The sequence below is a fragment of the Robertmurraya sp. DFI.2.37 genome, assembly GCF_029211245.1.
Taxonomy (GTDB): domain Bacteria; phylum Bacillota; class Bacilli; order Bacillales; family Cytobacillaceae; genus Robertmurraya; species Robertmurraya methanolica_A.
Genome location: NZ_JARGEJ010000055.1, coordinates 1 through 19,724, shown reverse-complemented (window position 1 = coordinate 19,724; position 19,724 = coordinate 1). Strand labels below are relative to the sequence as shown.

The 19,724-nt window shown below is 40.4% G+C and carries 15 protein-coding genes; all 15 read left to right on the top strand.

What is annotated here, in order from left to right; genetic code table 11:
* Positions 1-55 precede the first annotated feature (55 nt).
* Positions 56-256 carry a hypothetical protein gene (locus PZE06_RS20775; RefSeq protein ID WP_150949303.1) on the top strand — a complete coding sequence of 67 codons (201 nt, stop codon included), beginning with the start codon at positions 56-58 and terminating at the stop codon, positions 254-256.
* Positions 257-385: 129 nt separating this feature from the next.
* Positions 386-574, top strand: coding sequence for a Spo0E family sporulation regulatory protein-aspartic acid phosphatase (locus PZE06_RS20770; RefSeq protein WP_191963281.1), 189 nt, complete (start codon positions 386-388; stop codon positions 572-574).
* 135 nt (positions 575-709) lie between these two features.
* Complete coding sequence (locus tag PZE06_RS20765; protein ID WP_225310734.1) at positions 710-3,199, top strand: EAL domain-containing protein; 2,490 nt, start codon at positions 710-712, stop codon at positions 3,197-3,199.
* A gap of 175 nt (positions 3,200-3,374) precedes the next feature.
* Positions 3,375-3,596 carry a CsbA family protein gene (locus PZE06_RS20760; RefSeq protein WP_306421298.1) on the top strand — a complete coding sequence of 74 codons (222 nt, stop codon included), beginning with the start codon at positions 3,375-3,377 and terminating at the stop codon, positions 3,594-3,596.
* 109 nt (positions 3,597-3,705) lie between these two features.
* Positions 3,706-4,182: a transcriptional regulator AhrC/ArgR gene (gene ahrC, locus PZE06_RS20755; protein WP_150949312.1), complete on the top strand. Its 477-nt coding sequence runs from the start codon at positions 3,706-3,708 to the stop codon at positions 4,180-4,182.
* A gap of 405 nt (positions 4,183-4,587) precedes the next feature.
* Positions 4,588-5,820: an arginine deiminase gene (gene arcA / locus PZE06_RS20750; protein ID WP_150949315.1), complete on the top strand. Its 1,233-nt coding sequence runs from the start codon at positions 4,588-4,590 to the stop codon at positions 5,818-5,820.
* A 78-nt stretch (positions 5,821-5,898) separates the two neighbouring features.
* On the top strand, positions 5,899-6,903 hold the full coding sequence (gene argF / locus PZE06_RS20745; protein WP_306421296.1) for an ornithine carbamoyltransferase: 1,005 nt from the start codon (positions 5,899-5,901) through the stop codon (positions 6,901-6,903).
* A 64-nt stretch (positions 6,904-6,967) separates the two neighbouring features.
* Positions 6,968-8,317 carry a M20 family metallopeptidase gene (locus tag PZE06_RS20740; RefSeq protein WP_225310735.1) on the top strand — a complete coding sequence of 450 codons (1,350 nt, stop codon included), beginning with the start codon at positions 6,968-6,970 and terminating at the stop codon, positions 8,315-8,317.
* A gap of 62 nt (positions 8,318-8,379) precedes the next feature.
* Positions 8,380-9,858 (top strand): YfcC family protein, encoded by a 1,479-nt coding sequence (locus PZE06_RS20735; protein WP_150949318.1) that lies wholly within the window; start codon positions 8,380-8,382, stop codon positions 9,856-9,858.
* A 73-nt stretch (positions 9,859-9,931) separates the two neighbouring features.
* The gene (arcC, locus tag PZE06_RS20730) at positions 9,932-10,897 is read left to right on the top strand and encodes a carbamate kinase (RefSeq protein ID WP_150949335.1); all 966 of its coding nucleotides are present in this window, start codon (positions 9,932-9,934) and stop codon (positions 10,895-10,897) included.
* Positions 10,898-11,168: 271 nt separating this feature from the next.
* Positions 11,169-11,858 carry a Crp/Fnr family transcriptional regulator gene (locus tag PZE06_RS20725; protein WP_150949321.1) on the top strand — a complete coding sequence of 230 codons (690 nt, stop codon included), beginning with the start codon at positions 11,169-11,171 and terminating at the stop codon, positions 11,856-11,858.
* Positions 11,859-11,906: 48 nt separating this feature from the next.
* Complete coding sequence (locus PZE06_RS20720) at positions 11,907-13,655, top strand: methyl-accepting chemotaxis protein (RefSeq protein WP_225310736.1); 1,749 nt, start codon at positions 11,907-11,909, stop codon at positions 13,653-13,655.
* Positions 13,656-14,170: 515 nt separating this feature from the next.
* Complete coding sequence (gene uvrB, locus PZE06_RS20715) at positions 14,171-16,150, top strand: excinuclease ABC subunit UvrB (protein ID WP_150949324.1); 1,980 nt, start codon at positions 14,171-14,173, stop codon at positions 16,148-16,150.
* A gap of 7 nt (positions 16,151-16,157) precedes the next feature.
* Complete coding sequence (gene uvrA, locus PZE06_RS20710) at positions 16,158-19,034, top strand: excinuclease ABC subunit UvrA (protein ID WP_150949327.1); 2,877 nt, start codon at positions 16,158-16,160, stop codon at positions 19,032-19,034.
* A gap of 105 nt (positions 19,035-19,139) precedes the next feature.
* Positions 19,140-19,316 (top strand): hypothetical protein, encoded by a 177-nt coding sequence (locus PZE06_RS20705; RefSeq protein WP_191963282.1) that lies wholly within the window; start codon positions 19,140-19,142, stop codon positions 19,314-19,316.
* The last annotated feature ends 408 nt before the right edge of the window (positions 19,317-19,724 follow it).

Genomic DNA, 19,724 nt, shown 5'->3' with positions numbered 1-19,724 from the left:
ACGAGTGTTTCAAGCAAACTACTAATAGAAGGTAGTCTTAGCCGGAGGAGATAGAATGAAAGATTCACTGCTCATGAGTTTATGCGTTTTATACATTCAGAATGGTTGGGATCCGCATGTTCTCTCCAGCAAGTATGAAGTGACTGATAAGCAAATTGGCAAGTATTTAACCCTTTTAACAGAGAAAAAGATAATTTTTAAAATAAGTGGGACATTTAGATATATTCTTCCAGAGGAGCGCTCCTACCATAGCTAGGAAAGAATAGGAACAGCATCCTAAAAATGGGGAAATAAGAGAATTGGGAATTAGAGGGGATTACGAAACGGGTCAACATCCTCCAAAATGAAGGTAACAAGAAGAGGAAGGATCAGGAGGAGGATGGATGTGGAGCGACTGAAGGAAGGAGAACGAATTTTGAAACAAATATCCGAGCACAAACGGAAATTAGTTCAAATCGCTAAAGATAAAGGGATGCACAGTGCTGAGACGCTTCGCTGCAGCCAGGAGTTGGACGAGTTGATTAATTTGTTCTACCGAAATTTACATGCAGGTTATGAGAATAGTCGCAGATAATCTTCGCTTTCCAATATTTACATGGAAAAAATAATATTGTAGTATGGTAATTTCTTGTATGATAGGAAAGAAAAGCTAGGGAAGTAGAATTAAAAGTCATCATGAATAATAGATGAACTGAAGGGGATAGCGAAGATGAGGTCGAAAAATCTGTTACCTCACAATCAAAATGATAAAAAGAAAAAAGTGGATGGCTTTTTTTCGCATCATACACAAAGATTCATGGATATGTGGAATTGGGAATATCATGTTAAATTAAATAAAGCCCGATGGAATCGACAAACTTATCATATCTTCGGCATTGAAACTGAAGATTTTGAAATAACTTGGGAAAGTGTTTTTGCATATGTACATATGCATGATAAAAAAATATACTGCGATAGTTTTCAAAAAACAATTAATGAAAAACGAGAACTCGATTTTGAACACCGTATTATCCGAAAGGATGGGCAGGAACGTGTCATCTTTCTCCGTTCAAAAGTTATTCTTGGTGAGGACGGAGAAGTTGAACGTATTTTCGGAACGATTCAAGATATTACAGAAGTAAGAGGGTTAAAATTGAGATTAGAGCAAAGTGAGGAACGGTTTAAATCGGTAGTAGATCATTTGTCTGTTGGGATTTGGTCATACGATTTCTATAATAATGAGATTACATTTTGCTCTAAAGGATTATCGGAGATCTTTGGCATTTCCATTGATATGCTCAGTCCCGGGCTATTAAAAGAATTCATTTTCCAAGATGACAAAGAATTAGTTAAAAGAAATGCATCTCTTTTGGAGAAGGGGGAAGAAGTGAATCATCAATTTCGCATCCTTGACGGAAAAGGACGAATAAAATGGCTTGAAGGTCAATTTACTCCCCATCTTAATCAAGAAGGTGATCTTATCCGTATGGATGGAATTGTGAAAGACATCACCGAAAGAGTGGAATATACGGAATCATTGGCATATATGGCTGATCATGATTATTTAACGAAGCTGCCAAATCGAAGATACATTGAAAGAAAATTACAAGAGCAAGTTGTTGCTGCAAGTGAAAAAACTGAACAATTCGCTGTCTTTTATGTTGATTTGGATCGCTTCAAATATATTAACGATACATTTGGACATGAAATCGGCGACAAATTCTTAGTGACTTTTGCTGAGCGCTTACAGCTTTATTTAGGGTCAGCAGGATTTGTTGCCCGAATTGGCGGGGATGAGTTTACGATCCTGTTAAATAAGGTAACGGGATTAGAGGAAGCGATTAAGCTAGCGAATAAGATGATAGCTAAGATGGAAATGCCTTTTGAGATTGAGGGCTATGAGCTTTTCATCACAATGAGCATTGGCATTAGTCTTTATCCAAGAGACGGAGAGGATTTCCGCACACTTTTGCGAAATGCTGATGCTGCACGTTATAAAGCAAAGGAGCTTGGCAGAAATGATTGGCAGATCTTTTCTCCATCAATGAACATTGAATCCTTTAAACTATACGATCTGGAAAAAGATCTAAGAAAGTCTCTTATCAATGAAGAGTTATACATTGAATTTCAGCCGAAAGTAAACCCTAAAACTTCAAAAGTCGAAGGTGCTGAAGCGCTAATTCGTTGGAATCATCCTGAATGGGGCATCGTCTCTCCTAATGAATTCATTCCATTAGCAGAAGAGAGCGGCTTTATCTTTAAAATCGGTGACTGGGTCGTGAAAGAAGTTTGTGAAATGTTAGGAATTTGGTTGAGGAAAGGGATTCCTGTTGTGCCGATCTCTGTTAATATTTCACCTAAACGATTATTGAGAGCGGATTTTGTAAAGACGGTGAAAGAAACGATTGAAGCAGCCGGTATAGAACCGAAGTTAATTGAGTTAGAACTGACTGAGCAAACGATCATTAGGAATGTGGACGTGACGAAAAATATAATTGCCGAATTGAAAGAACTAGGTGTGAAGATAGCGCTTGATGATTTTGGTACAGGTTATTCTTCGCTTTCGTATTTAAAAGATTTGGAAATTGATACCCTGAAGATTGATAAATCTTTTATCGATGGAATAACGTTACAGACGGCAAATGATGCGATTGTTAAAAGTCTGATTTTTTTATCAAAAGAAATTGGTATTCATATCGTTGCAGAAGGTGTAGAAACGAAGGAACAGCTTCTCTTCCTATTACAGCAAGGGTGTCAGCAGATCCAAGGGTATATATATAGCAAACCCGTTCCAGCAATGAAGCTTCAACAGTTGTTAAGAAGAGAGTTTATGACCCCACAACAGACAAATATGTTAGCTGATAAAGTTGAAAATCGCAGAAAATATGAGCGATTTCAATTACATACACCATTATCTGCAGAGATGACGATTGTGAAATTTAAAAATAAGGAAGTGAAATTAGGCTACTCTAAAGTGCTCATTAAGAATGTAAGCCTCGGCGGACTCAATTATAGAGCAAATAGTAGTTTACCGGTGCAGAAAGATGTTGTGGTTCTCATAACGACACAAATTTTGGGGAAGGAAGTCAAATTTTTTGGCAGGAATGTTTGGAAATCTGAAGAAGATGGCTTCTATGAATATGGCTTTGAATTCATTATCAATGAAATAGAGCGGGATCAGCTTGAGCCAATCTTCCATAATATGCTCCTTTTAGCATGAGGGAAGTTTCAATCATATCCAGCGTTCTTCAAGGAAATCAGTTGGCTTTTTTGACAAGCTAAAGGTGGGCGTGGCCGGTGAATTTTCCACTAGCCTATTTGCCTATCACATTGAAAAAAGCTATTCTTAGTTTAGTAACTTTGTATTTAATGTGAAGAAGGTGTAGATAGTGTTAATGAAAGTAGTAATGGCACTCCTTTTACCTGGAATTCTTGTCGTGTTATTTACGAGAGTAACCTATAATCGCTACATAGGGCTGATCCTAACGGTTGCGCTTATTACGGCGTCTGTTTATAAAGGTTATACTAACTCTTTCTTGCTCATTGTCATTGATGCCTTCTCTTTAACAACGGGCTTTTGGTATGCTCAACGGATGGCGCAAAAGGTACGAAGCTAAGTGATAAGATCTGTAATAGAATCGACACTTTTTCTGTAAAAAAAGAGGAACGTTCAATGTACAATCAAATTGAAGATTGACTCGATTTTTACAGGAGAGGTGTATTCACATGTCAAAGGGCCAAAGGCATCACCTTATTAGAGAACTGGTTCGTACGCATGAAATTGAAACACAAGAGGATCTTGTTAGACTTTTATGTGAAAAGGGGATGAAGGTCACTCAAGCAACTGTTTCGAGGGACATAAAAGAGTTAAATCTAATTAAAATTCCTCTAAACACTGGGAGCTTTCGCTACAGCTTGGTTGGAGATATTAATTATAAGCCACATGAAAGGCTTGAACGTTCACTTGTTGAAGTATTTGAAAAATTAAGCATGGTCGGTCCCCTTATCGTCCTTAAAATAAGCCCAGGTAACGCCCATGTAATTGGTGCGCTACTGGATCAAATTGAATGGCCAGAGATGCTAGGAACGGTTTGTGGAAATGATACTTGCTTAATCATTTGCTGCTCTGATGAGGATGCGATCATTTTGCATGACCGTCTCCTTAAATACGTCGGCATCGAAACGGCAAACTCAAGCTTATAAAAATATAGACTCGCTTACTTAACAAGGCGGTTTCCAATTGGAGATCGTCATTTTTGTTTAGAACGATCAATTTAGCAAATGTGTTCGGACGATCATAAGGAATAATCGTCCTTTTTTATTGAATTGTTGTAATAAATAGTCAGAATATATTTATTTTATAAGCCGCGATCTGAAAATATTCTCGAAATATGCAGGAAAAAGTAGAACGATGACAGAGAAAATAATGTTGAAAGCGATTTCTTTGTAAAAATATACAAATAGTTGAGTTTTGTATAATATTTTTTGTGAAATAATTCACAACTAATGTTCAAGGACGACCACAGTTTTAGAAATATAAACCCTTTATCATGAAAAGTGTAAAGGATATCCATACAAAATGTTATAGGAAATGAAGGAGGTTTTATTATGAGGCATCCGATTCACGTAACATCTGAAATTGGCGAATTAAAGACTGTTTTACTTCATCGTCCAGGGAAAGAAGTAGAAAATTTAACTCCAGAGTTTTTACACAAATTGTTATTTGATGATATTCCTTATCTTCCTACAATTCAAAAGGAACATGATTATTTTGCAAACGCTTTAAAGAACCGTGGTGTCGAGGTTCTATATTTAGAAAACTTATTGACGGAAGTTTTAAGTTCGGAAGAGATTCGCCTCCAGTTCATTGACCAATTTTTAGCGGAGAGTAAGTCGAACGTAAATGGAGCAAGGGAAACTTTAAAGGAATATTTGCTTTCATTCCCGACCGATCAAATGGTCGACAAAATGATCGCAGGGGTCATGAAAACTGAAATTGAGGAAGGAAAGAAAACTCATTTATACGAGTTTATGGCGGACCATTATCCGTTTTATTTAGATCCGATGCCTAATCTATATTTCACACGTGATCCGGCAGCAGCGATTGGCAACGGCTTATCTATTAATCGCATGAGAGAAGGAGCACGGCGGAGAGAATCGATGTTCATGGAATATATTATTAAATATCATCCACGCTTTGCAAAGCACGATGTTCCTGTATGGCTTAACCGGGATTATGAATTCGCTATTGAAGGTGGAGATGAACTGATTCTTTCGAAGAGTACAGTTGCGATTGGGGTTAGTGCACGCACTTCTGCGCGAGCGATAGAGAAATTGGCGCTCAACCTTTTTAAACGTCAAAGTGACATTACCAAAATAGTTGCCGTTGAAATTCCTAAGAGCCGGGCATTCATGCATCTTGATACGGTATTTACGATGGTGGACTACGATAAATTCACGATCCACCCAGCTATCCAAGGGCCTGACGGAAATATGCGAATTTATATTCTTGAAAAAGGCAAAGACCCAGAGCATGTAAAAATTACGGAGCGGAGTAACTTAACAGAATGTTTGAAGGAAGTGTTAGGGCTGGATGAAATTCAACTTATTCCGTGCGGTGGCGGAGATGTCATAGCTTCTGCCCGTGAGCAGTGGAATGATGGTTCGAATACTCTTGCGATTTCGCCTGGAGTTGTTGTGACGTATGACCGAAACTATGTATCGAACGAACTGTTAAGGGCAAGCGGCATAGAGGTGATAGAGGTACCGAGCTCGGAATTATCAAGAGGCCGTGGGGGTCCTCGTTGTATGAGTATGCCAATTATGAGAGAAGATATTTAATCGACAAAAATGGCATCTGTTATTCATCTTTATACATTAGTAAACGAGCAGACATTTTTGAAAAAGGTGGAGAGGATTATGTTGACTGATAAGAAGCCAAATTTAAAAGGAAGAAGCTTTTTAGCATTACGTGATTTTACTGAGGAAGAGATTAATTATTTAGTAGACTTTGCAGAAGAGTTGAAGGTGAAAAAGAAACAGGGAATTCCCCATAAATATTTGGAAGGAAAAAATATCGCCTTATTGTTTGAAAAACCTTCGACAAGGACAAGATGTGCTTTTACAACAGCGACCATTGATTTAGGAGCGCATCCAGAATACCTCGGCAAAGGAGATATTCAATTTGGGAAAAAGGAATCTGTCGAAGACACTGCCAAAGTATTGGGAAGAATGTTTGACGGAATTGAATTTAGAGGCTTTAGTCATGAGACCGTGGAATTGCTGGCGAAATACTCTGGTGTTCCTGTGTGGAATGGTTTAACGGATTTATTCCATCCGACGCAAATATTGGCAGACTTTTTAACGGTTAAGGAGCATATCGGGCATCTTAAAGGAGTTAAGTTTGTCTATGTCGGCGATGGCCGCAATAACGTTGCCAACAGCATATTGATCGGTGGGGCAAAGGTAGGAATGGATGTCCGCATTTGTTCACCAGCTTCTCTATTCCCAGATGAAACGATTGTGAATTATGCGAAGGAAGTGGCGAAAGAGTCCAATGGGCGAGTCATCGTAACGGAGGACATCGCCCAGGCCGTTGATGGTGCTGATGTTATTTATACGGATGTGTGGGTTTCAATGGGTGAAGAAGATAAATTTGCAGAGAGAATCGAGCTATTAAAGCCATATCAAGTAAATATGGAAATGCTGAAGTTGACTGGAAATGATAATGTCATGTTTCTTCACTGTTTGCCTGCTTTCCATGATTTAGAAACGCAAATAGGCCGTGAAATCTATGAAAAATTTGGTTTAACAGCCATGGAAGTGACAGATGAGGTTTTCCGGAGCGAGCATTCTCATGTTTTTGATGAGGCGGAAAATCGCATGCATACGATTAAGGCGGTAATGGCTGCGACATTAGGGTAATTTTCATGACCAGGGAAAGGTTTTTTCCTTTCCTTGGTTAATAAACCTGAAATAAGGTGATCCCATGAATGATTATCATGAAATTAGTGAAGAAATTGAACGATTAAAAGCGGATTATATTCATTCGTTAGAAAAGTTGATCAAGATTAAAAGTGTCATAGATGAGGATGATTCTCCTTTTCCTTTTGGCAGTGGAATTAATGAAGCGCTCAGAACAGCGTTGGCGATTTGCAAGCGATTGGGCTTTCGAACTTATTATGATCCGGCTGGCTATTACGGTTATGCAGAGGTCGGAAGTGGGCAGGAAATGGTTGGAATTCTTGGGCATTTAGATGTCGTGCCGGCAGGACGGATGGAGGAGTGGAGCTATCCGCCATTTCAAGCCACTGTTCAAAACGGCAATATGTATGGAAGAGGAACACAGGATGATAAAGGACCGATACTAGCCACAGTCTTTGCGGTAAAGGCATTAATGAATTTACACAAGCCTTTTCATAAGAGAATTCGGATTATCTTTGGGACCGATGAAGAAACGCTGTGGAGATGTATGCAACGTTATCGTGAACAAGAGGAATGGCCGACAATGGGCTTTACACCTGATGCCATTTTTCCACTCGTATATGCAGAAAAAGGACTACTTCAGTTTTTGTTAAAAGGGAGAAATCAAACTTCTTTGCGCGTGAATGGCGGGGAGGCCTTCAATGCGGTGCCAAGCAGTATTCATTATCGTGGCGAGAAGCAGAAGGAGCTTGAAGAGAAGCTCCGTGAATTAGGATTTGCATACGTTCCACAAGCAGCTGGACTGACCGTTTTAGGAGAGCCAGCTCATGCTCAAGTGCCTGAGGAAGGAATTAATGCAATTACGCGTTTATGCATTGCTTTATATGAAATAGATGTCCATTCCAATGTTATTGATTTTGTCTATGAAAAGGTAAGTACAGATGTTTATGCCAGAGCTATTTTTGGGGATGTTCAAGATGAAGTATCAGGGCCACTTAAGTTTAATATTGGGAAAATTTCGCTTCAAGATGAAGAGGTTTTGTCAGTGGATATGCGCATTCCTGTAACGGCTAATAAAAATGAGTTAGTAGATCGGTTAAGAGAAGCGATTAAACCGTATCAGCTTGAATACGAAGAGGTTGATTTTTTGGACTCGATCTATGTTCCTACCGATAGCCCGCTAATTCAAACTCTAATGAAGGTTTATCAAAAATCGACTGGTGATACGGTGTCAGTGCCGATTTCGTCGGGTGGTGCAACCTATGCAAGAGCGATCGATAATTGTGTTGCGTTTGGAGCGATATTTCCAGATCAAGAAAAAGTGGAGCACCAGCCTAATGAATATATAGAGTTAGAAAAAATGTTCAAGGCTATGGAAATTTATGCACTAGCGATCTATGAGCTAAGTAAATAAAGGAACATTCATAGCTACATCGTTCTATATGGAAAATTAAATAGGTGTTAGGAGGCTTGAACATGAAAAAATTTAAAATGCCTACTGCTTACACGATCTTATTCTTGATCATCATCGCCATTGCTGCGCTTACTTGGGTTGTACCAGCCGGTGAATATGAAAACAAAGACCCAGGGTCCGAAAGCTTTGAACCGGTTCCAGGCACTTATTCACCAGCGGAGCAAAATCCGCAAGGCGCCTGGGAGGTTCTTTATGCACCAATAAAAGGTTTCTTTGATGCTCAAGATATTGCATTTTTTGTTATTGTTATTGGAGGTTTTTTAGGTGTTGTAGTAAAAACAGGGGCAATTGATGCAGGCATAGGTCGAATTGTCCGAAAGCTAAAGGGAAGGGAAATTTGGCTCATCCCTGTGTTAATGACGGTCTTTGCAATTGGAGGAACAACTTATGGAATGGCGGAGGAAACGATCGCGTTCTACCCGCTTGTGATTCCGATTTTAATTGCAGCTGGCTACGATTCTCTGACCGCTGTCTCCATTATCGCTTTAGGTGCCGGTGTCGGTGTGCTCGGATCGACCATGAATCCTTTTGCTACCGGAATTGCATCGGGCTTTGCTGGAATTTCGATTGGTGAGGGTTTATTGCTTCGCTTGATCATTCTCATTGTAGGACTAGCTATAACGATTGCCTTCGTGATGAGATATGCGAATCGAGTCAAAAATGACCCGCTGAAATCTCTTGTAGCTGACATGAAGGAGGATAACGAAAAGCATTTCCTTAAAGGGCAATCAGAAGAGGTTCTTGAGCTTACAGGGAAAAGAAAAGCCGTATTAACCATATTTGCGATCACGTTTGTGATCATGATTCTTGGTGTAATTCCATGGGCTTATAAGTTCGATATTCCATTCTTTGAAAATATGAATAATGCGATTTTGGGAATTCCTGTTATTGGAAAAATATTAGGTTCGATCATTCCGCTAGGAGACTGGTGGTTTGGAGAACTCACTTTATTATTCTTGTTTTCTTCGATTATTATTGCCTTTGTTTATAAAATGGGAGAGGTTGAGTACATTAATACTTTTGTTGATGGTGCAAAGGATCTACTAGGCGTTGCCTTAATAATTGGCATTTCCCGCGGTATTTCCATCGTGATGAATGATGGGGGAATGACAGCTACAGTGCTCCATTGGGGCGAAGAGCTATTGGCCGATGTGGGGCCAGTTGTCTTTACCAATCTATCATTTTTATTCTATCTACCTTTGTCATTTTTAGTTCCGTCAACCTCTGGATTAGCCACTTTATCAATGCCGATTATGGCTCCGTTAGCGGAGTTTTCAGGTTTAGGACGGGATGTTGTCATTACAGCATTTCAAAGTGCTTCCGGAATTGTCAACCTTGTTACTCCAACAAGCGCTGTTATTATGGGAGCGCTCGCAATAGCTCGTATCCCTTACAACGTCTACCTTAAGCATGTATGGAAGCTACTGCTTATTCTGACTGTTGTAGTGATGGCGATTATGAGTATTTCTGTATTGTTTTAAAGGCTAGACTTCTTTGAACATGTCATCATTTTTAGAAGCCGGAATTTCGAATTGTAGAGGTCGGGAGGATCGTATTATGTCAAAAAAAATTGTTGTCGCTCTAGGTGGAAATGCGATTCAAACTGGGAATGGGGCAACTGCTGATGAACAGCAGCAAGCCTGTATCCGTACAGCACGAGAATTAGTGAAGTTAATTGAAGATGGGCATAAATTAATTATTACCCACGGGAATGGTCCGCAGGTCGGAAATTTATTGCTTCAACAGAAGGCTGCTGAGTCAGAAACGACGCCTGCACTTCCCCTCGATACATGCGGTGCCATGAGTGAAGGCATGATCGGCTACTGGCTGCAAAATGCGATGGATAAAGCCCTTTTAGAAAATGGGATTGAAAAAGATGTGGTAACAGTAGTGACAAGGACGTTGGTAGAGGAAGATGATCCAGCATTTGTCCAACCAACAAAGCCAATTGGCCCTTTTTATACAGAACAAGAGGCAAAGAAACTAGAAAAAGAGCAAGGCTTTATCTTTAAGGAGGATGCCGGCAGAGGTTGGCGCAGGGTTGTCCCTTCACCTAAGCCGACAGCAGTATTAGAGTATCGAATTATCAATCAACTAGTGGCTGATGGAGACATCGTCATAGCAGGTGGAGGTGGAGGAATCCCAGTTATTAAAGGAAAAGATGGAATTGAAGGAGTGGAGGCGGTTATCGATAAAGATTTTGCTTCACAAAAATTAGCAGAATTAGTTGATGCTGATATTCTCCTGATTTTAACGGCTGTTCCTAACGTAGCGATCAATTTCAATCAGCCAAACCAGCAATTTTTCAATGAGGTGACAGTGGAGGAGTTAAAAAAACATATTGCTGATGGACAGTTTGCACCAGGAAGCATGCTGCCTAAAGTAGAAGCAGCTATTGAATTTGCCAAATCAAGATGCGGCCGAAAAACGATTATTACTTCCCTGACTCAAGCCTATGATGCCATTTCTAATGGAGCAGGGACACATATTATTGCGAAAGAAGAACTGGTTATGCACTAGATTTTCGAGCCTTAGGAGACTGCTATTTTAGTGGTCTCTTTAGGCGATCCACCCATTTATAAGTCCTCCTCCATTTTCCAGTTTGCTCTTTTTAGCTTGAGAAAGAAACTCTATTTTAGGATGAAACAAAAAGCGGGGTTATCCGCAAAAAATGCTGAATGGATGTTCGAAAATTGCCATATAACGGTAAGTTGAGAGCTTCCTTTACTATATATAATAGAATTGTAGAGCCGGTTATACATCACTGTAACAACAATGAGGAGGGGTATAGATGAAACCAGAAAACATTGTTGAATTATTAAAGAGCTTTGAAGTGTTTTCCCATAGTTCTGAGAAAGAATTAATCCAATTAAGCTCATTTGTGTACTGGAGAACCTATAGGAAAGGACAGCTGCTGTTCACCGCCGGCGATCCTCGGGAAAGAATCTATTTATTAGTGGATGGATTTGTCAAACTTGAAAAGAACAATTCTGACGCGACCCTTTTGTATTCAGATTATATTAAGCCAAATACACTATTTCCTTATGGCGGACTTTTTTCAGATCCGGATTATCATTACTCAGCGATTGCTGTTACAGATGTGGAATTATTATATTTGCCAACCTTTTATTTTGAAGATACAGTGAAGCGAAGTAAAAAGCATCTCCTACATGTTGTTCGTGAACTATCTTCGATTTTAAGATTACATGAAACAAGGCTGCAAAAAATGACGAACTCAAATGCAACTGAACGAGTTATTCATACGATTAGCTACTTGATGGAGGATTTGGGCAGTCAGGAAGGGGATGTAGTTACCCTTAGGTGTCCAATTACGACAACGGATATCTCCAATATTTCAGGAACCTCAAGAGAGACAGTTAGTCATGTGATCAATGACTTAAAAAAGAATAATATCCTATCTTTTAACTATAAAAAAATGACCATTCATGATCAGCAATATTTTCAGTTGGAGAGCTCTTAATAGTCGGTATTGATGGAATCTCGCTTAAGAGACGGAGATGAGTGATGAATGATGCGAAAAGAAACGAAGCTAGGCACGAAAATCACATGGTCATTAATGATTGTCATGGTTTTTATTCTAGTCATGACGATCATTATTTTGATTCAGAATACTTCTAAAGCAGTTGAGCAAACGATTTCAAACTATAGTATACAAACCGCAGAAAATATTGCTAGTTTCATTGATGTAAACCAATATGAAGAGTTTCTAGCAACCAAAACAGAGAATGATGATTATTGGGAGCTACGGGAACTATTAAATGATTTACGTGAAAAAACCGGTTCGTTTTATGTTTACACATTAGCAGTGGATGATGACAAAAATGTAATGATGTACATCGATGGTCTGCCAAGGGACTCAGAGATTTCTTCATCAATTGGCGCTCCAACTACGGCAACAACTTACGAAGATATCGAACCGGTTCTTGATGGAAATGTGAGTCATACGGAAATCGTTCACGATCCTGAATATGGGGATTACCTATCAGCGTTCGTCCCGATTACCAACAGCAGCGGCAGTGTAATCGGAATATTAGGAGTGGATATTGATGCCAGAGCGGTCGGGGCTATCCAGAATACAGTGAATAAGGAGGGATTGCCTTTATTTATCGGAGTAAACGTTTTGGCCATTGCCATTGCCGGTGGTGCCTTATTTTTGTATGTGAACCGAATGCTGAAAAGATTTCCATCATTAACGAGAACAGCTAATGTGATTGCAGAAGGTGATCTAGTTGAGGCTGACAAAATTATGAAAGGTGAGCGCAGCAGTAGTTCAGGAGAAATGAAAGTTTTATCAGACGCCTTCAGCGTCATGATTCGAAATATGAAAGAGATCATTTTAAATATTTCTGCTACTTCCATAAAGCTAATGGAGGCAGCAAAACATCTAAATGCAAATGTTTCTGATGTAAATGAAGCCAGTACGATGATTTCAAAGGCAGTTGCAGAAGTGGCTAGCGGTAATCAAACGCAACTCCAGAAGACGAATGAATCGAAAATCGCCATTGAACAAATGGCGCAGGGAATTCAAAATATCGCAGAATCGGCAAGCCATGTAGCAGAATCATCACAAGAGATGATCAACAAAGTTAAACGTGGAGACGAAGAATTAACGACAGTCATGAATCAAATCGATAGGATTCAGGAGACGGTTTCCAAAAATTCTAATGTTACAAAGGAATTGGGTCAACAGGTGCAAGAAGTGGAACTCATCTTAAAAGTAATTTCTAATATAGCCGATGAAACCAACTTATTAGCTCTTAATGCTGCAATTGAAGCAGCAAGAGCAGGGGACCATGGCAAGGGATTTGCGGTTGTAGCAGACGAGGTAAGAAAGTTGGCCGAGCAATCCAAGCATTCAGCGGAACAAATCTCACAGTTAATTGCCAAGTATCAGCACACGACATTACAGGTTGTAACAGAAATGGATAATAGCATCAATGAGGTAGAACTCGGGGTCAACGCCATCCATTTAGCCGGTGCTACCTTCAAAGGAATCTTTGAGGCGATTCAAAAAGTAAACGAAGAACTCCAAGAAGTGACAGCAACAACGGAACAAATGTCAGCAGCCTCAGAAGAGCTATCTGCTTCCATCGACGAAGTCGCCCAATTATCTCAAGCATCCGCAAGCTACTCAACCGAGGTTGCCGCCTCAACCGAAGAGCAAATGAATATTTTCAACGATATCAAAAGATCAACGGACCTTTTACAAACACTATCTGAACAAATGGATGAAGCAATTAAGAAATTCAAGATTTAATGCGAATATGAGAATGAACGCGACCAACGGAAACGGACAAATCCTTGGTCGTTTTCATTTGCGCTGCTGTCTCGGCGGCGAAATTTGCTTTACAACTTCTGAGACTCTGACTCATAGCGGCGCGCAAACAAGGTAGGCATCGGTGTAATCTCGTACAGAACGGACAATCAAAGCGAGATCAGTGCAATCCTGAGAAGAATGCGCGCAAACAAGGAAGAAACCAGTGTAACCCCAGCTAAAACACGCACAATCAAAGCAAGATCCACGTAATCAGCGCGAAAGCACACGCAGCCTTCCCCTGCACTTTCTTTCGTACAGATCACCCCACTTAAACCACCTGCAATCCCCACTCAAAAACGGGTAAAATCCTCTCTCAAACTCCCGATTTTGAATGAAGCTATTTCCAAAAGTAAAAAAAACGAATATCCGTTCGTATATTGTTGGTTAGTTTTTGGATGTTTGTGGTAGAATGGGAATATGAGTTTATCGGATTGAGTGGAGAAGGAGGCTTTTGTGTGAAGGATCAGTTTGAATTGGTTTCGAAATATTCACCTCAAGGGGATCAGCCAGAAGCTATACGAAAAATTGTTGAGGGGATAAAAGCGGGGAAGAAGCATCAGACCTTGTTAGGAGCTACGGGAACGGGGAAGACATTTACGATTTCCAATGTCATTAAGGAAGTGAATAAGCCGACCCTTGTCATCGCTCATAACAAAACGTTGGCAGGACAGCTTTATAGTGAATTTAAAGACTTTTTCCCCAATAACGCTGTTGAATACTTTGTCAGCTATTATGACTATTATCAGCCAGAGGCATATGTTCCTTCCACTGATACATTTATTGAGAAGGATTCAAGTATTAATGATGAAATAGATAAGCTTCGTCACTCGGCAACATCCGCTTTGTTTGAACGAAAAGATGTCATCATCATTGCCAGTGTTTCCTGTATTTATGGTTTAGGTTCGCCAGAAGAGTATCGGGAAATGGTCCTTTCCTTAAGAACGGGAATGGAGATCGAGCGCAATCAGCTTCTGAGACGATTAGTTGATATACAATATGAGCGCAATGACATCAACTTTCAACGTGGTACCTTCCGAGTAAGAGGAGATGTGGTTGAGATTTTTCCTGCTTCAAAGGATGAGCATTGCTTAAGAGTCGAGTTTTTCGGTGACGAAATTGATCGGATTCGTGAAGTGGATGCTTTAACTGGTGAAATTATGGGAGAAAGAGAGCATGTCGCAATTTTTCCAGCATCCCACTTCGTAACCCGTGAGGAAAAAATGAGGGTAGCGATTGAAAATATTGAAAAAGAGCTAGAGGAACGTTTAAAGTACTTACGAGAAAATGATAAGCTCCTTGAGGCTCAGCGTTTGGAGCAAAGAACACGTTATGATCTTGAAATGATGAGAGAAATGGGCTTTTGTTCAGGGATTGAAAACTATTCAAGACATTTAACATTAAGACCGTCTGGTTCAACGCCATATACACTTCTCGATTATTTCCCAGAGGACTTTTTAATAGTCATTGATGAATCTCATGTGACGCTGCCACAGGTTCGGGGAATGTATAATGGCGACCAAGCGCGAAAGCAAGTGCTGGTCGATCATGGCTTTCGCTTGCCTTCAGCGATGGATAACCGCCCATTGCGATTTGAAGAGTTTGAACAGCATATTAATCAAATTGTCTATATTTCAGCGACGCCTGGTCCATATGAAATGGAGCACACACCTGAGATGGTCGAACAAATCATTCGTCCAACAGGTCTGCTTGATCCAACGATTGATGTAAGGCCGATCGAAGGACAGATTGATGATTTGATTGGCGAAATTCAGGAGCGTATTAAGCGAAATGAGCGCGTTCTCGTCACGACTTTAACGAAGAAGATGTCCGAGGATTTAACGGACTACTTAAAAGAAATTGGCATTAAGGTCAATTACTTACATTCAGAGGTAAAAACTTTAGAGCGGATTGAGATTATTCGCGAGCTTCGCCTCGGAAAATATGATGTTTTAGTCGGAATTAACCTTCTCCGTGAAGGATTAGATATTCCTGAGGTTTCACTAGTGGCCATTTTGGATGCGGATAAAGAAGGCTTTCTCCGTTCGGAGCGCTCTCTCATCCAGACAATTGGCCGGGCTGCTCGTAATTCGAATGGTCATGTCATCATGTATGCTGACCGGATCACGAATTCGATGGAGTTGGCAATTAGTGAGACAAAACGGCGTCGTGCCATTCAAGAAGAATATAATAAAAAGCATGGTATTACGCCGACAACCATCAAGAAGGATATTCGTGAAGCGATTCGAGCGACGCTTGTTGCTGAAGAGACAGAAGAGTACACACCGGCGCAAAAGCTTGGTTCTTTAACGAAGAAAGAAAAGGAAAAAGTGCTTGAAGAGATGGAAAAAGAAATGAAGGAAGCGGCAAAGGCCCTTAATTTCGAAAGAGCGGCAGAGCTGCGCGATTTAATTTTAGAGTTAAAAGCGGAGGGATAACGAAACGATGGCAATGGAGAAATTGGTTGTAAAAGGAGCTCGGGCCCATAATTTAAAAAACATTGATGTCACAATCCCGAGAGACAAGCTTGTTGTACTGACGGGACTTTCTGGTTCAGGAAAGTCCTCTCTCGCTTTTGACACCATTTACGCTGAAGGGCAGCGTCGCTATGTCGAGTCATTGTCTGCCTATGCGAGACAATTTTTAGGACAAATGGATAAGCCTGATGTCGACACCATTGAAGGGCTGTCACCGGCGATTTCAATAGACCAAAAAACGACGAGCCGTAACCCCCGTTCTACGGTTGGAACCGTAACGGAAATCTACGATTATTTACGCTTGTTGTTTGCAAGGGTGGGCAGACCGACTTGCCCAAATCACGGGATTGAAATTTCATCACAAACGATTGAGCAAATGGTTGATCGGGTTTTTGAATATCCGGAGCGGACAAAGATCCAAGTCCTTGCGCCCGTTGTTTCTGGCCGAAAAGGCAGCCATGTCAAAGTGCTTGAGGATATTAAAAAACAGGGCTATGTCCGTGTTCGCATCGATGGAGAGATGTATGATCTTGGCGATGAAATTTCTCTTGATAAAAATAAGAAGCATTCCATTGAAGTCGTCATTGACCGCATTGTTGTCAAAGAAGGAGTCAGCTCCCGTCTGGCAGATTCATTGGAATCAGCCTTAAAGCTTGGCGATGGCAAGGTACTGATCGATGTGATTGGGGAAGAAGAACTGTTATTCAGTGAACATCATGCCTGCCCGCACTGCGGTTTTTCAATCGGTGAACTAGAACCGAGAATGTTTTCTTTCAACAGTCCGTTTGGGGCTTGTCCAGATTGTGACGGCTTAGGATCGAAGCTTGAAGTAGATAAAGAACTAATTATTCCCAATTGGGATCTTACCTTAAAGCAAGGGGCAATCGCTCCTTGGGAACCAGTCAGTTCACAATATTATCCGCAATTGCTTGAAGCGGTCTGTAATCATTACGGAATCGATATGAACACACCTGTAAAGGATTTACCAGGGCATGAAATTGAAAAAATTCTTTACGGTTCAGAGGCAGATAAAATCTATTTCCGTTATGAGAACGATTTTGGTCAAATTCGTGAAAACTACATTCAATTTGAAGGTGTAATCGGCAATGTGGAACGCCGCTATAAAGAGACAAGCTCCGATTATATTCGTGAACAGATGGAAAAATACATGGCGGAGCAGCCTTGCCCAACTTGTAAGGGCAAACGCCTTAAGAAAGAAAGCTTAGCTGTTCTCATTGATGGGGAGAACATCGCAAATGTAACTTCTCTGTCAATAAGAGAAGCATATGACAAAATGGATGGCATTACATTAACAGAAAAAGAGAAACAAATTGCCAATGCCATTTTCCGTGAAATTCGGGAAAGACTTGGATTTCTCATCAATGTCGGTCTCGATTATTTAACGCTTAATCGGGCAGCTGGTACTTTGTCTGGTGGAGAGGCGCAGCGAATTCGCTTAGCCACTCAAATCGGTTCCCGTTTGACTGGTGTTCTTTACATTTTAGATGAACCATCAATCGGTCTGCATCAACGGGATAATGATCGGCTCATTGGAACGCTGAAAAATATGCGAGACATTGGCAATACGCTGATCGTTGTTGAGCATGATGAAGACACGATGCTTGCCGCTGACTATTTAATTGATATTGGACCAGGTGCAGGTGTACACGGTGGCGAGGTCGTTTCTGCTGGGTCGCCAAAGGAAGTGATGGAGGATGCAAAATCTCTCACAGGGCAATATTTATCAGGCAAAAAATTCATTCCGCTTCCCATTGAACGAAAAAAGGATGATGGCCGTTTTCTAGAAATTAAGGGAGCGAAAGAGAACAATTTGAAAAATGTAAACGTCAAGTTTCCGCTTGGAATGTTCATTGCGGTTACAGGTGTTTCAGGTTCAGGTAAAAGTACGCTTGTAAATGAAATTTTGCATAAAGCGCTCGCGCAAAAGCTCAATCGGGCTAAAACAAGACCTGGACAATATAAAGAGATTAAAGGGATCGAGCATTTAGATAAAGTAATCGACATCGATCAATCGCCAATCGGCCGAACTCCACGCTCAAATCCAGCAACGTATACAGGTGTATTTGACGATATTCGTGATCTATTTGCAGCTACAAATGAAGCGAAAGTGCGTGGATATAAAAAAGGTCGTTTTAGCTTTAACGTTAAAGGCGGTCGTTGTGAAGCGTGCCGCGGTGACGGAATTATTAAAATTGAAATGCACTTTCTCCCTGACGTATACGTTCCATGCGAGGTTTGTCATGGGAAACGTTATAACAGGGAAACGTTGGAAGTAAAATATAAAGGAAAGAGCATATCCGATATTTTGGAAATGACTGTAGAAGATTCTTTAGAATTCTTCGAGAACATTCCGAAAATCCAACGGAAAATGCAAACGATATATGATGTCGGATTAGGATATATTAAGTTGGGACAACCGGCTACCACATTGTCTGGTGGAGAGGCGCAGCGGGTTAAGCTTGCTTCTGAACTTCATCGCCGCTCGACAGGTCGTTCTCTTTATATTCTTGACGAACCGACAACAGGACTCCATGTTGACGATATTTCGAGATTGTTAGTCGTGCTGCAGCGATTAGTTGAGAACGGGGATACGGTTCTAGTCATTGAGCATAATTTAGATGTGATCAAGACAGCCGACTATCTTGTTGACTTAGGTCCTGAAGGAGGAGACAAGGGAGGAACGATCGTTGCAACCGGAACTCCAGAAAAAATTGCAGATACTCCTGAGTCCCATACTGGTAAGTATTTAAAACCTATTCTTGAACGGGATCGTCAAAGAATGCAAGAACTCATTCAGAAAAAAGAAGAAAGTGTTGTTAACTAAGTTACAAAACTTCCTTAAGCGGTTTATAAAAAATGACGGTACTGTAATCTTTGTCACTGTGTTACCTTGTCTAGTTTACTATAGTTAAATTAGGAGGTGATACGGATGAAAGTTAATTATCCAGTAAAAGAAGTGGCGGATATTAAAGAAATTAAAGCAATGCTAAAGCCATTTGGCGGTAGATGTGCTAAATTCGTTGATGGCAACCTCGAATATCAAATCAAAGAAGAGCAAGAAGATGAAGCTTACAAGCTATTAAAAGAAAAAGGGATCGTCCAGTAAAGGCCTGATGAATTAACGAACACCATGCTTAGACCGAAATATGGACTGTTTTGACCGATATATTCGCGTAAAGACCAATATATTTTGATTAAGACCGATAAAACGAAATAAAGACCGATATCCAAAAAAGAACTTAATTTTGTTTGGGGGCTGTCCACCATGGACAGCCCTTTTCTGGTTTATTGGCGTTCAATTTTGAAGTAAAAGCTTTTATTCGCAGCAATCTTCCCTGAATCGGCAATGATCGGATGAAACATTTTCAATAGGCCTTCGTATAAAAAGGTTCTATAATATTTGTTGGGGTTATTACACAATTACTGTGCAAAAAAAAGAGCACGATATCACCCATTCATTTATACTTGAATTGTCGAGAAACAAGTATAGAGTGGGGATACGTGCATGATGAAT